The organism is Facilibium subflavum, assembly GCF_003574485.1.
Classification (GTDB): Bacteria; Pseudomonadota; Gammaproteobacteria; order Francisellales; family Francisellaceae; genus Facilibium; species Facilibium subflavum.
This window is the reverse complement of sequence record NZ_QLIT01000053.1, coordinates 1-12,933: the sequence shown is the minus strand read 5'-3', so window position 1 is coordinate 12,933 and position 12,933 is coordinate 1. Positions and strand designations below refer to the sequence as shown.

At 39.6% G+C, this 12,933-nt stretch carries 12 protein-coding genes; 10 read left to right on the top strand and 2 right to left on the bottom strand.

Annotation, left to right across the window (positions count from 1 at the left end):
* Window positions 1–428 precede the first annotated feature (428 nt).
* From DNK84_RS04515 to DNK84_RS04480, 8 genes are all read left to right on the top strand, one after another.
* Entirely contained in the window at window positions 429–965 is a 537-nt protein-coding gene (locus DNK84_RS04515; protein WP_162902216.1) for a cupin domain-containing protein, read from the top strand.
* Between the two features lie 218 nt (window positions 966–1,183).
* Window positions 1,184–1,504 (top strand): helix-turn-helix domain-containing protein, encoded by a 321-nt coding sequence (locus DNK84_RS04510; protein ID WP_119343379.1) that lies wholly within the window; start codon window positions 1,184–1,186, stop codon window positions 1,502–1,504.
* Entirely contained in the window at window positions 1,501–2,946 is a 1,446-nt protein-coding gene (locus DNK84_RS04505) for a sugar porter family MFS transporter (protein ID WP_119343378.1), read from the top strand. Before DNK84_RS04510 ends, DNK84_RS04505 begins: the two co-directional genes overlap by 4 nt.
* 116 nt (window positions 2,947–3,062) lie before the next feature.
* Window positions 3,063–5,669: a DNA gyrase subunit A gene (gene gyrA / locus DNK84_RS04500; protein ID WP_119343377.1), complete on the top strand. Its 2,607-nt coding sequence runs from the start codon at window positions 3,063–3,065 to the stop codon at window positions 5,667–5,669.
* Window positions 5,666–6,832: a 1-deoxy-D-xylulose-5-phosphate reductoisomerase gene (gene dxr, locus DNK84_RS04495; RefSeq protein WP_119343376.1), complete on the top strand. Its 1,167-nt coding sequence runs from the start codon at window positions 5,666–5,668 to the stop codon at window positions 6,830–6,832. The genes gyrA and dxr overlap by 4 nt, the downstream gene beginning before the upstream one ends.
* 123 nt (window positions 6,833–6,955) lie before the next feature.
* On the top strand, window positions 6,956–9,334 hold the full coding sequence (gene bamA, locus DNK84_RS04490) for an outer membrane protein assembly factor BamA (RefSeq protein WP_235826822.1): 2,379 nt from the start codon (window positions 6,956–6,958) through the stop codon (window positions 9,332–9,334).
* A 28-nt stretch (window positions 9,335–9,362) separates the two neighbouring features.
* Entirely contained in the window at window positions 9,363–9,956 is a 594-nt protein-coding gene (locus DNK84_RS04485; protein ID WP_119343374.1) for an OmpH/Skp family outer membrane protein, read from the top strand.
* Window positions 9,957–9,989: 33 nt separating this feature from the next.
* Window positions 9,990–10,607, top strand: a complete 618-nt coding sequence (locus DNK84_RS04480) for a GNAT family N-acetyltransferase (protein WP_119343373.1) — start codon at window positions 9,990–9,992, stop codon at window positions 10,605–10,607.
* A 26-nt stretch (window positions 10,608–10,633) separates the two neighbouring features.
* On the opposite strand, the gene DNK84_RS04475 is transcribed toward DNK84_RS04480, so the two are convergent.
* Both DNK84_RS04475 and DNK84_RS14900 read right to left on the bottom strand, forming a co-directional pair.
* The gene (locus DNK84_RS04475; protein ID WP_119343372.1) at window positions 10,634–11,860 is read right to left on the bottom strand and encodes a hypothetical protein; all 1,227 of its coding nucleotides are present in this window, start codon (window positions 11,858–11,860) and stop codon (window positions 10,634–10,636) included.
* Complete coding sequence (locus DNK84_RS14900) at window positions 11,857–11,979, bottom strand: hypothetical protein (protein WP_268876886.1); 123 nt, start codon at window positions 11,977–11,979, stop codon at window positions 11,857–11,859. The genes DNK84_RS04475 and DNK84_RS14900 overlap by 4 nt, the downstream gene beginning before the upstream one ends.
* 261 nt (window positions 11,980–12,240) lie before the next feature.
* Here DNK84_RS14900 and DNK84_RS04470 point away from each other — a divergent pair, with 261 nt between their 5' ends.
* Together DNK84_RS04470 and DNK84_RS14220 are read left to right on the top strand one after the other, a co-directional pair.
* A complete protein-coding gene (locus DNK84_RS04470) occupies window positions 12,241–12,498 on the top strand; it encodes a type II toxin-antitoxin system HicA family toxin (RefSeq protein WP_119343371.1) in 258 nt (85 codons plus the stop codon).
* The gene (locus DNK84_RS14220; RefSeq protein ID WP_162902112.1) at window positions 12,495–12,647 is read left to right on the top strand and encodes a hypothetical protein; all 153 of its coding nucleotides are present in this window, start codon (window positions 12,495–12,497) and stop codon (window positions 12,645–12,647) included. The genes DNK84_RS04470 and DNK84_RS14220 overlap by 4 nt, the downstream gene beginning before the upstream one ends.
* Window positions 12,648–12,933: the final 286 nt, after the last annotated feature.

Here is a 12,933-nt window from a genome sequence, read left to right as displayed (position 1 = left end):
TGGACAATGCCAATTAGAAGCTGGAGTGAAGCAATGCCGTATTTTTTAATTAAATTTGAAGGCAGAATTTAAGTACTATGAAAAATTTACACAGTTAGATGGATGGGCTCCAACTTGACCTACCCGCGCGCTTTTAGGGACACTTTTTCTTATTGAATTTCATTGTATTTTTAACTTTTCTGCTTTCTATACGGCCATAATCTGCATTGATCTCATCAGATGCTGTTGTAACATCAAGTGCATTCAACCCTGTTGTGGTCAGAATTAACTATATGGCGTGTTAGTGCATGGAAGATTGTTGGTAGTATTATGGAAATATTAAAATAGCGTAAAGCTTACCCAGGAATTAACACTATTTCAATGTTAACATCATGATTCTTTTGTAGCATAAACCAGAGTAAAGGAACGTTATCTATATGGAAAGCCCTATGATCAGAAGAGTCGTTACAACAATTAAAGATAATGGTAAGTCATCGATACTGCAGGATATGAGTATCCAAAACGTACAAGCACCATTGCCAGATATTATGCCAGACTTTAAATTTTATAATATCTGGTCTACTGATGTCATGCCAGTAAATCTTAAGTCAGATACAGACCCGACTTATAATAGGTATATCCCAACACAGCCATTAGCAAACGGTTCAATGTTCAGGGTTGTGGATTATCCACCAGAGAATCAATTGATGACATTAATTAAAAAAATGAATACAGATGAGCTAGCGGCTTTTGAAAAAAGCGTTGGTGTTAAATTAATTTTAGATGGCCCGCATCCCTTTATGCATGTAACTGACTCAATAGACTATGGAATCGTGCTGGAAGGCGAGATTTTTTTAGTCCTGGATGAGGACGAAACGCTCGTGAAAAAAGGAGATATTGTGATACAAAAAGGGACAAATCACGCATGGTCTAATAGATCCTCATCAATATGTCGTATGGCATACGTTCTTTTAGATGGTCTTTGAAATTAAATAACTATTTCAAAAACAGGTATGGTTTCTTATTAGTCGCTGATGCCATGGCATTTACTGGCTTCGGGATAATGATAAATAGCTGGCTATTTTCTATCACTAAAAAACCAAAATATGATCAAAATACCGTAAGAATTACCAGTTTTTTCTCTTTTTAAATCTTATATGCTTTTGTGATTGCAATCAAATGAAAATTTGGACAAGAGGTATCGGTGGCAAACCAATATGCTGATAGCTTTAAAAATCATATTGAGAAGCTCAGTGGCAATTCAATTGAAAAAGTACTGAAAGATTGTCATTTATCGGGAATGAGCTATGCGCAGGTTGCCAAGAGATATGGCTATCAAACAGGGACGGTACGAAAGTGGTGCAGGCGCTATGCCATTTGCCTTGCTGCAGCGTCTGAGAAAAAAGGCAGTAATCAAGAGGGGTTTGATCTTCATGCCTATGTTAAAGCTCAGATTCATCAAAAGCCGCTGAATAACTTCAATGTGTTAAGCAAAAAGTGGCTGCATTTTAAGGAAAAACAATGAAACTTAGTAAACTATTAACGCCTATGATTGCTGCATCGGCTGCAATTGTTGGTCTTTTATTTGGTTATTTATTTGGTTATGATGTTGGGATTATTTCCGGTGCCATTATTTTCGTTAAACCTTATTTCATGCTGTCGTCAAGCCAGGTTGGCTTGATTGTCAGTGCGGTGGCCTTTGGTGCATTTATCTCAGCCTTATTATGTGGGCGGCTTGGTGATCGCTATGGCAGGAAAAATTTATTAATTATTACAGCGATACTGTTTGGGATTGGATCTTTAATTTGTGGTGTGTCAACTTCGATTGATCAACTATGCACAGGTCGAGTCATACTTGGTGTGGCTGTCGGGCTTGGGTCATTTACAGCACCACTTTACATATCAGAGATTTCACCAAAAAATATCCGTGGCCGTTTGGTGACCTTTAACCAGTTTGCAATCACACTTGGGATCTGTCTTGCTTATGTGGTTAATCTGGTCTTTGCACAATCTGGTAATTGGCGTGCTATGCTGCTTATGGGGGTGCTTCCTGCCGCTTTATTGTTAATTATGCTGGTTTTTCTGCCTAAAAGCCCAAGGTGGCTTATGGCGCGCAATCAACCTAAAAAGGCCAAGGAAGTATTAGAAAAAATCCATGGATATGTCCAGGCGGTAGCGGAGTTTAATGAAATCAGAACCATTATTGATAAAGAAAGAAATAAAACATCTATTTTTAACCGTCAATACATTAAGCCATTATTGCTTGGCGTTACCATTAGCATTATTACACAGGCGGTTGGCATTAATGCCATTATTTATTACGCCCCAGTGATATTTAAATTAACTGGCTTTTCAAAAAATACCACAGCAATATTCGCTACTTTAGGAGTAGGAATGACGAATGTACTTTTTACGCTGCTTGCAATCCTTATTATCGACAAAGTTGGCAGACGTAAATTACTGTTAAGCGGTCTGTTTGGTATTGTTTTAAGCTTAGCCGTTATTATTGGTGCATTCTCAGAAGATGTAAATGCCGTTTCACTGGCCTGGTTAACACTTGTGGCAATGCTTGTGTTTATTGCCTGTCAGGCTTTTAGCACAGGACCTGCCTGCTGGCTTATCCCTGCTGAGATTTTTCCAACAAAAATTCGCAGTGCAGGTGTCGGTATCTCAACGGCTTGTAATTGGGGAACAAACGTCATCGTTGCCTTTTTATTTCCCGTTATTTTGTCAAGCTATGGTGCCGTAGCTGCTTTCTCACTTTTTCTGGTTATTGGCGTGATCGGTTTTATTTATGTATTTTTTAAATTGCCTGAAACTAAAGGGACTTCCTTGGAGGATATTGAGGCAAATATTTTACAGGGTGCGCCTTTAAGACAATTAGGAAGTGCCCCGCTAGCTGATATCTCTTTGGCCGTTTCACCTTCATATGATATTAATGATCAAATAAATTGTACTCTACCATAAAAAACCACGCTTTCTTCATCAAACGCCAGGGTCACCTGATTTCCCTTCGACATAGCAGGCAAGTATGTTATAATTTGGCCTAGTTTTTGTTTTATCTAACATGGTTTAGCGTTTCTATGACAACACAATTTGCCAATGAAGTTTTTCCTGTCAATATTGAGCAGGAGTTAAAACAGTCTTATCTTGATTATGCCATGAGCGTGATCGTCGGGCGTGCCTTGCCTGATGTGCGCGATGGTTTAAAACCCGTGCATCGCCGCGTTTTATATGCGATGAAAGAACTTGGGAATGATTATAACAAAGCATATAAAAAATCCGCACGTGTTGTCGGGGATGTTATTGGTAAATATCACCCACATGGTGATACGGCGGTATATGATACCATCGTGCGTATGGCGCAACCTTTCTCGCTTCGCTATATGCTTGTCGATGGGCAGGGGAACTTTGGTTCTGTGGATGGTGATTCGGCTGCGGCGATGCGTTATACCGAAGTCAGAATGGCAAAAATTGCGCATTCGCTGTTGATTGATATTGATAAAGAAACCGTTGATTTCTCGCCAAACTATGATGAAACTGAAACAATTCCAGATGTGCTGCCAACAAGAGTTCCTAACTTATTAGTTAACGGCTCATCAGGTATTGCTGTGGGTATGGCCACCAATATTCCACCACATAATTTAAATGAAGTCATTGATGGTACAATTGCGTTGATTCACAACCCTGATCTTTCGATTAATGCGTTGATGGAATATATTCCAGGGCCTGATTTTCCAACTGGCGCATATATCAATGGCCGTTCCGGTATTGTTGATGCTTATCACACCGGTCGTGGGCGTGTTATCATGCGGGCAAAGGCCGCAATTGAGCAGAATAAAAAAACTGATCGTGATCAGATTATTGTTACCGAGATTCCTTACCAGGTAAATAAAGCAAAATTAATCGAGAAAATTGCCGAGCTTGTCAAAGATAAAAAAATTGAAGGCATTTCAGAGCTTCGAGACGAATCTGACAAAGACGGTATGCGAATTGTGATTGATGTCAAGCGCGGTGAAGTGCCAGAGGTGCTATTGAATAACCTTTATGCACAGACACAAATGCAGTTAAGCTTTGGGGTAAACATGGTGGCTTTGGTTGATAACCAGCCTAAGCTTTTAAATTTAAAAGAGGTTATCGAAGCCTTTATTCGTCATCGAAAAGAAGTTGTTACACGCCGGACGATTTATGAGCTAAGAAAAGCAAGAGAACGTGCCCATATTTTAGAAGGCCTGGCGGTTGCCCTATCGAATATCGATGAGATGATTGCCTTGATTAAGGCTTCAAAAACACCGGCTGAAGCAAAAGAGGCCTTACTTGAGCGAAGCTGGGATGGTAAGCTTGTTGAATCAATGCTTGTTGGTGTTGATAAAGAGTTATACAGAGTGGATGGTCTTGCTTCTCATTATGGGCTTCATGATCAAAAATACTATTTATCACAAGCCCAGGTCGATGCGATTTTAGAGCTTCGTTTACATCGCTTAACAGGACTTGAGCAAGATAAAATTATTAATGAATTTAAAGAGCTTCTTGTCAAAATTGAAGGTTATATTGAGATCTTAAAAGATATTAATCGCTTGTTAGAAGTGATTTGTGAAGAGCTAGAGGATGTTAAGTCCCAGTTTGGTGATGCACGCCGCTCTGAAATTATCGCTTCACAATTAGATTTAGGCTATGAGGATTTGATAAGCCAGGAAGACATGGTAGTGACCTTATCTTATGATGGTTATGTGAAATCGCAGCCATTAAGTGATTATAATGCACAAAAACGCGGTGGTCGCGGAAAATCATCAACACAAATGAAATCAGAGGATTTTGTTTATAACCTGAGTATTGCCTCAACACACGATACGATGCTTTGCTTTTCAACTTTTGGTAAGATTTATTGGAGCAAAGTGTATGAGTTCCCGCAGGCAGGCCGTAGTGCAAAGGGTAAACCAATCAATAATGTTTTACCGTTAGAGGCCGGTGAAAAGATTACCGCAATGCTTGCTGTATCAGATTATACACCAGGCTGGCATGTGTTTATGGCAACCAGGCAGGGTACCGTGAAGAAAGTAGATCTTGAAGCATTTTCACGGCCGCGCAAAGGTGGCATCTATGCTATTACACTTGATGAGGGTGATGAGCTGATGCATGTCAAATTAACCAATGGCGCACAAGAGGTGATGATGTTCTCAGATGCCGGCAAAGCCATTCGGTTTAATGAAGAAGATGTCAGAGCTATGGGACGCACGGCCAGAGGTGTTCGTGGCATGCGCCTTCAGGAGAATCAAACGATTGTCGCCTTGATTGTGACAGAGCCAGATAAAGGCATGGTGTTAACCGCTACAGAAAATGGTTATGGAAAGCGAACACCTGTATCTGAATATCGCAAAACAGCCAGAGGTTCACAAGGGGTAATCTCCATTGCAACTTCTCAACGAAATGGTCTGGTGGTTTCTGCCAACTTAGTCAATGAAGATGATGATATTATGCTGATGACAGATCAGGGTATTCTTATCCGAACCCATGCCAATGAAGTCCGTGAAACCGGGCGTTCAGCGCAAGGTGTGCGCTTGATTAATCTTAAAGAGCAGGAAAAACTGGTCAGTGTTCAGGTGGTTGGCCCTGATAGCCAGGATGATGACATCGATGGATTAGAGAATGATGTTGATGACCAAAATGATGGGGCTTCAGAGCAGTTGTGAAGAATATAACCATTCTAGGTGCGACAGGCTCCATTGGTCAAAATACTTTATCTATTATTGCTGATAACCCATATGATTTTAGTGTTTATGCATTATCCGCACATACACAGATTGATCGCTTATTCACTCAGTGTTTGCAGTTCTCTCCAAAGTATGCCGTCGTTGCCAATAAAGATCTGGCCGCACAATTAACCACAAAGCTTAAAGCACAAAATAGCACAACAACGGTGTTATATGGTCAAAAGGCGCTTATCGATATTGCTTGTGATGATGCAGTGGATATGGTGATGGCAGCCATTGTTGGTATTGCCGGATTAACGCCGACTTATGAGGCGATTAAAAAGGGTAAGAAAATTTTATTGGCGAACAAAGAATCCCTGGTAACCGCAGGGCATCTTTTTATGGCTGCCGTTGAGAAATATAACGCATTGCTTTTGCCGGTTGACAGTGAACACAATGCAATTTTCCAGTGTTTATCTTCTTTTAATAAAAAGGCTGATAAGGGGGCGGTTGAAAAAATTATTTTAACCGCATCTGGTGGGCCATTTCGTCAGAAAACTTTAGCGGAGCTTCAACATGTTACACCTGATGAAGCCTGTGCGCATCCAAACTGGTCGATGGGTAGAAAAATATCGGTAGATTCATCCACAATGATGAACAAGGCATTAGAGGTGATCGAGGCATATTGGCTATTTGGCATGCCTATTGAGAATATTGAAGTGCTGATTCATCCGCAAAGTATTGTGCACTCAATGGTAAAATATTGCGATGGCAGTTTTATTGCACAGATGGGTACACCTGATATGAAAACCCCAATAGGTTATGCAATGTATTATCCAAAAAGGCATTTTATTGATGTACCGAACCTGGATTTTACGCAAAAAGCCTTAACGTTTGAACAAGTCGATTTGAGCCGTTTTGGGGCATTGAAGATTGTATTTACTTTGCTAAAAAATAAAGACTATGCGGGAAATATCGTGTTTAATGCAGCAAATGAGGTGTTGGTAGAAGCCTTTTTGTCTGGGCAAATTAAATATCTGGAAATCATTGATTACATTGAAAAAGCATTGAGTAAGGCAAACTTTAATGCGCCAGGGGATATTGATGAAGTGATTGCTATCGATCAGCAAACGAGATTACTGGTAAATGATTTTTTTGCTTGATGATAGCAAAACCAAATGATTAAATATACCATCAAAGAACGTTATGGTTTCGTTTACAACACAAATTTTTTGCGTGTATTGCTGATGAAGTTGTAAAAAATAAAGAGAGTAAGGAAGATTGGCTTGAGCTTATCATTAAGAAAAATTGTATTATTGACATTGTTTGGCTTTATGCCAGTAACCGGCCTTTATGCCGCTGATAAATTTGTCGTCTCTAACATTGATATACAAGGACTTGACAGAATTTCAAAGGCAACGGTGTATGATGATTTAGGTATTCAAAAAGGCCAAGAAGTCAATGCACAAGTGACAAATCAGGCGATTAAATCTCTTTATAAAACAGGCTTTTTTAAGAATATCCAGCTTTATCAAGACAATAACAAGCTAATCGTCAAGCTTGAAGAGCGCCCAGGAATAAGCTCGGTTGATTTTGATGGTAATGACAAGATTAAAAACGAAGATATGCGCAAAGTCTTAAGACAAGCCGGGCTTGATGTTGGTAATATCGTCAATCCGGAAGTTTTGTTTCAGGTCAAGCAGTCCTTATTGATGCAGTATGCGATGCTGGGGTATTATTCAACAAAAGTTGATATACAGCAAATTAAGCAATCACGCAATCGTGTGGCGATTAAAATTCATATTGCCGAAGGCCGCCAGGCAGTTATTCGCCGTGTGAATGTTCTGGGCAATCATCATTACTCAGCAAAAGATTTATTGGATAATATTACCTTAAAAACACCATCGATATGGAATTTCTGGGGCGTTTTTAGCTCAAATACCACCTATTCGCCACAGAATATGCAATCCTCGGTTGAAGGGTTAAGCAATTATTATATGAACAATGGTTACCTTGATTTTCGTGTTATTAACCAGCAGGCTTCATTGACACCGAATAAGGAAAATGCTTATATTGCATTTGATATTACAGAAGGCGATGTTTATAAGGTCACAAAGGTTAATCTTCAAGGTAAATTTGTCATACCAAAGGATGAGCTGCAAAAGTTGGTACAGATTCATGCCGGAGAAGTGTTTTCACGGCAAAAAGTCCTTGATAGTGCCAAGGCAATGACAAATGCTTTGGGCGATAAAGGCTATGCATTTGCAAAGGTCAATCCATTGCCAAAAGTAAACAAAGATAACAAAACTGTCGCGATTACTTTTTATATCGACCCGGGTAAAAAAGTCTATATTAACCACATTAATTTTTTGGGTAATAATGTTACCAATGATTATGTGTATCGTCGTCAGATGCAATACTATGAATCAGGTGTCTATAATCAGTCGATGATTGATCAATCAAAGATTAAATTGCAACGTATGCCCTTTGTTGAGGATGTCAAAGTGACAAAGCAGCCTGTACAGGGCACCGATGATATGGTCAATATGGATTATGCGATTAAAGAGCGAAGTGCGAATAAAGTCAGTATGCAGTTAGGCTATTCACAGCTTTATAATTTTATGATCGGTGGCAGCTTCGATTTGCCTAATATTTTAGGCACTGGCAATATGTTCTCAATTGGTGCCAACCTTTCAAGTGTTTACCAAAGTTTAAACATGTCTTACACCAACCCGTTTTTCACACAATCAGGTGTCAGCCAGACAATGGGTATGTATTTATCCAGAACGGATTATGATAATACCGATATCGCCAATTACCGCTTAAATCAATATGGTGCGACACTTGGCTATAGTATCCCGACTTCTGCGTTTGATTCAGTCAGCATCGGTGGCGGTATCGATCACACACAGGTATTACAGCCAACTGGTGGGACCTCAAGTATTTTGAGCTGGTTTAGTGAAAATAATGGTAATCAAAGTAATTTTAACACATTAACTTTTAACCTTGGCTGGAATCATAACTCAACTAATCGCGCGTTTTTCCCAACACATGGCACAACTTTTGGCTTAAATGGTACTGCTGCAGTTCCAGGAAGTGATCTTCAATGGTATAAGGTCACAACATCAGCAGGATACTTTCATCCACTATATGGTGATATAACCTTATCTCTTCAAGGTGGTGCAGGTTATGGTGATGGCTATGGTAAAACCGATGAGCTTCCATTCTTTCAAAACTTCTACGGTGGCGGCTGGGGGTCTGTTCGTGGTTTTGCTCAAGGTGGTATGGGGCCGGTTGATACCTATACGCCAAATGGTGGAACAGCAGAGCAGGGTAGCGCTGTTGGTGGTAACTTAAACGTTTATGCCAATATCGATATTCTCTTCCCAATACCGGGTGTTAAAGACAGTCGTAATATGCGTTTGGGCGTGTTTTTTGATGCCGGGAATGTTTATAATACCTACTCATACCCACAAGGTACACTATGGTATGAGCCTAGCTCGCCTTCATCACCAACGTTTTCAAACCTGCGTTACTCGGTTGGGGTTGAGTTTAGATGGTTGTCACCATTGGGTGCGATGGCATTTAGTTTAGCCAAACCGCTTAACGTTAAACCAGGGGATTCAACACAGATATTCCAGTTTACACTGGGTCGAACTTTTTAATTGAAAGTATGAACAAAAGGAGCCAAAAATGAAGAAAGTAATCACAGCAGCAGCACTCTCAGCAGCATTGATAAGTGGTGCAATAGCGGCAGAAAGTAAAACAACAACATTAAAAATTGGTATCGTAAACCCAATTGAAGTTTACCAAAGTGTGCCACAGGGTGAACAAAGCATTAAAGCCTTACAAGACAAACTACAACCTAAAGTGACAGAGCTTCAAGATAAGCAACAGATGCTTGTGAAAAAAATGCAGAAATTACAAAACGATGCACCAACGTTAACACAGGATGATTTAAATAAACAAAAAGAGCAGTTGGACAATTCTCAAAAGTCACTACAATCACAAATGCAAGCCTTCCGCCAAAGCGAGATGCAACAAGAGCAGGCAATTGCACAAACTTTTCAAACAAGCTTTAACACAGCAGTGAAAAAAGTAGCCAAAGATGGCGCGTATAGCTTGATTTTAAGCTCACAGGCTGTGGCCTATTCTGATGATAAAGTAAATACAGATGTAACTAAGCCAATTATTGATGCGATGTCAAAAGATACACAAGCAACAGACAAAAAAGCAGATAAAGATAGCAAGAATAGCAAAGAGAGCTCCAATAAAAAGCATAAGTAGCTGTCTTATGAATTAGTACAAAAGCACTAAAACATGGAATTAAATATTGCCAGCTTAAGCGGAAAAACGATAAGGCTTGTGCTTTTATCACATGCGCATCTGGCAGGACTGCAACAGGCAGTGAAAGATGGCAATTTATGGGAACTATGGTTTACTGTTGTCCCAACGCCTGAGGATATGCACCAGGAAATCACGCGTAGATTAGCCCTTTATCAGCAAGGTAGCATGTTGCCATTTACTGTTATCTGCCAAAAAACGAACAATATTCTGGGTATGACAACGTATATGAATATTGATCATGCCCAAAATCGTCTTGAAATAGGCAGTACATGGTATGCAAAGTCTGTGCAAGGTAGTGCGGTGAATGCAGAATGTAAACTGTTATTGTTGGCACATGCCTTTGAGGTGTTAAAATGCATTGCTGTTGAGTTTAGAGCACATCGCTTAAATTTAATATCGAGAAAGGCGATTGAAGCGATTGGTGCGAAATTAGATGGAATACTGCGTAACCACCGCAGGATGGCTAATGGCACACTTAGAGATACTTGTGTATACAGCATTCTTGATAGTGAATGGCCAGCAGTAAAAGCACATTTACAGCAGAAATTAAAACAAAAGATGGCAATATCGGATATGACTGTCACGAGGTGAAAATTGCTTTTAACTTGATAGCTTTACTACTCAACTGTAACACCTAAGATAATTACTAACAGCATAAGAAAGAGTAGCCCCGTATAAAAGATGATACGAATTCCCTTGATAGTACGGGTTGAGTTTACTGAATTTAATGTGACTAAGGTGATCATAATCTGCAAGGCATAATAAACAGCAAATGCCTTTGAGGCAATGGTAATTACTTCGTTAATATCTGTCAGCCATACCAGTGATAAAGCGATAACAACCACAACAATATAGCTGTTATTCAGAGATAGCTTTTGCTTGGTTGCCTCAACAAGAAGTCCTGCGCTGCCTACAGTATCTGCAATTGCTGCACTAAACTGACTCATAATGGCTGCAATAACGAGCAAAACTGCAAGCGCTGATGCCACAACTTTGCAGACATCGATAATGGTTGTTTCATCAATATGTTCAATGTTATTAAAAATAACCATAGCAAGTGCAGTGAAAGCGATATAAATAACACCTGAAATTAATTGTGCATAACGCATGGTTTTTACGCGTACTTTTCTGCTATAAGCATCACTAAGGTAACGTGAAGTCTCAAAACCTTGTACAATAATCAACATACCAAGAACCTTTCGAAAAGCCATCCAGAGGCTATCGTGAGGTGTGGCTCGTATTATCCATTGGCCTTGGATTAGCAGTTCGCCATTATATAAAAAACAAGCAATTATGGTTGCGAAAATAATAGCAAGCTTTGTATTAACCGAATAAATTTCCAAATCCTCTAACATAGAGAGTCCTTTTAGCTTGCCGACAATCCCAATAAATACCAGTATTAAACTGGTCAGTCCGTTTTCATATAACACATTTGTCACGCTAATACTATGCATAATAAATGCTGATAAAAGCTTTAAATAAAATGCAATTGAAATGGCATAAGCTAAACCTAAAACGGGGCGAGATAGTTTTTCTATACGTGGTACCCAAGCAGACTTCGTAGATTTTACTAATGGCTCGGCATGTTGAATATTAAATCGCAAACTGCCACCTAGCCCATAAGCAACAAGGATAATGCAAACCATCATACCAAGCGCCCATTTTCCTGTAATAAGCAAAAGTAATGGCGTTGATACTAAAAATCCACTGCCAATGATAGAGGCAAGTGGTGTAATTGTGGCGCGCCATAAATTTGACTTAAACCATTTGCTATAAAAAAGCGTCCATAAGGCCAGGATTGCTGCTGCAATGGCAATACTGTTCATCAGCCAGTCTGCAATCATTGAAAGTCTCTCAAGTTTAAGTAATTAAGCTTAAGAGATAATAAGCTACTATCCGCTTTTAAGGCTTGTGCTGGTGCTTTAATTTTATAATCTAAAAGCGGCTTCTTTGCTTGTGGCATATAATTTCCTCATCAATACATAATAATAACTATAGCATTTAGTGAATAAAAGAAGACCATAAAAAAGTGTGGGGCACTTTGAACTTAATCTTTACAAAATAAACAAAGGCTTTTTGGCTTCATAGTATAGCGCTGACCCGCCAAGCTGCAATTGAGTGTTTTCTGAAAGCCAGGCGGCGCTATAAAAGCAACTATTTTTAGTTGCTTTTTTTGATTGCCTTGTTATAATCCTTATTATAAATAGTAGGTTTATAATAGTGCATGGGTAGTAAAAAAGAAAAACTAATAAACCGATTAAAATCAAAACCCAAAGATTTTAAGTGGTCTGAACTAAAAGCATTATTAATTAGTCTTGGATACCAGGAATATAATGCTGGCAACACGAGTGGTTCAAGAGTTAGATTTTGTTTGGATGGGAAGCACACCATTATGTTGCACAAACCGCACCCTACCCCTGTATTAAAACCATATCAAGTAAAACAAGTACTCGAACAATTAATAAAAGAGGGGCTAATATGAGTGCGCCAAGCAAAGCTAAGGCAATCAAGCTGGACAATCCAGCCCAGAAAAAGGCTAGCCACCAGTCTGGAACCGAACTACACATAATGCAAGGTAACGAACATTATGAAGCTGTAGTAAGGGCGGTCTATCAGCCACAACGCGAGTGAAGGTATTGAGCCCCGTAATATACCATCGTCGCACCTGATCAAGGTTTTCATATGCCTGAAATCAGCACTACGCAATACGTAAAGGCGAGTATGCGTGGAGGTGTCGGGGTCTGAGTCCGTAGCGGGTAGATGAACTGATTGCTTTGGAACTTGGGAGAACCTTGCTATTTCTGAATGCTTATCTTGGAGCCTAAAAAGCTAGAGATAAGCTTAGCAAGGTAGTCGGACTAGCTCATAGTAGAGGTGTAAATAGGGTAATGCCTAATGGCACTAAGTTAAGCCGCAT

Coding starts and splice junctions, on each gene's coding strand:
- DNK84_RS04515 (WP_162902216.1), top strand. CDS start 429: ATGATCAGAAGAGTCGTTACAACAATTAAAGATAATGGTAAGTCATCG.
- DNK84_RS04505 (WP_119343378.1), top strand. CDS start 1,501: ATGAAACTTAGTAAACTATTAACGCCTATGATTGCTGCATCGGCTGCA.
- gyrA (WP_119343377.1), top strand. CDS start 3,063: ATGACAACACAATTTGCCAATGAAGTTTTTCCTGTCAATATTGAGCAG.
- DNK84_RS04485 (WP_119343374.1), top strand. CDS start 9,363: ATGAAGAAAGTAATCACAGCAGCAGCACTCTCAGCAGCATTGATAAGT.
- DNK84_RS04480 (WP_119343373.1), top strand. CDS start 9,990: ATGGAATTAAATATTGCCAGCTTAAGCGGAAAAACGATAAGGCTTGTG.
- DNK84_RS04475 (WP_119343372.1), bottom strand. CDS start 11,860: ATGATTGCAGACTGGCTGATGAACAGTATTGCCATTGCAGCAGCAATC.
- DNK84_RS14900 (WP_268876886.1), bottom strand. CDS start 11,979: ATGCCACAAGCAAAGAAGCCGCTTTTAGATTATAAAATTAAAGCACCA.
- DNK84_RS04470 (WP_119343371.1), top strand. CDS start 12,241: ATGGGTAGTAAAAAAGAAAAACTAATAAACCGATTAAAATCAAAACCC.
- DNK84_RS14220 (WP_162902112.1), top strand. CDS start 12,495: ATGAGTGCGCCAAGCAAAGCTAAGGCAATCAAGCTGGACAATCCAGCC.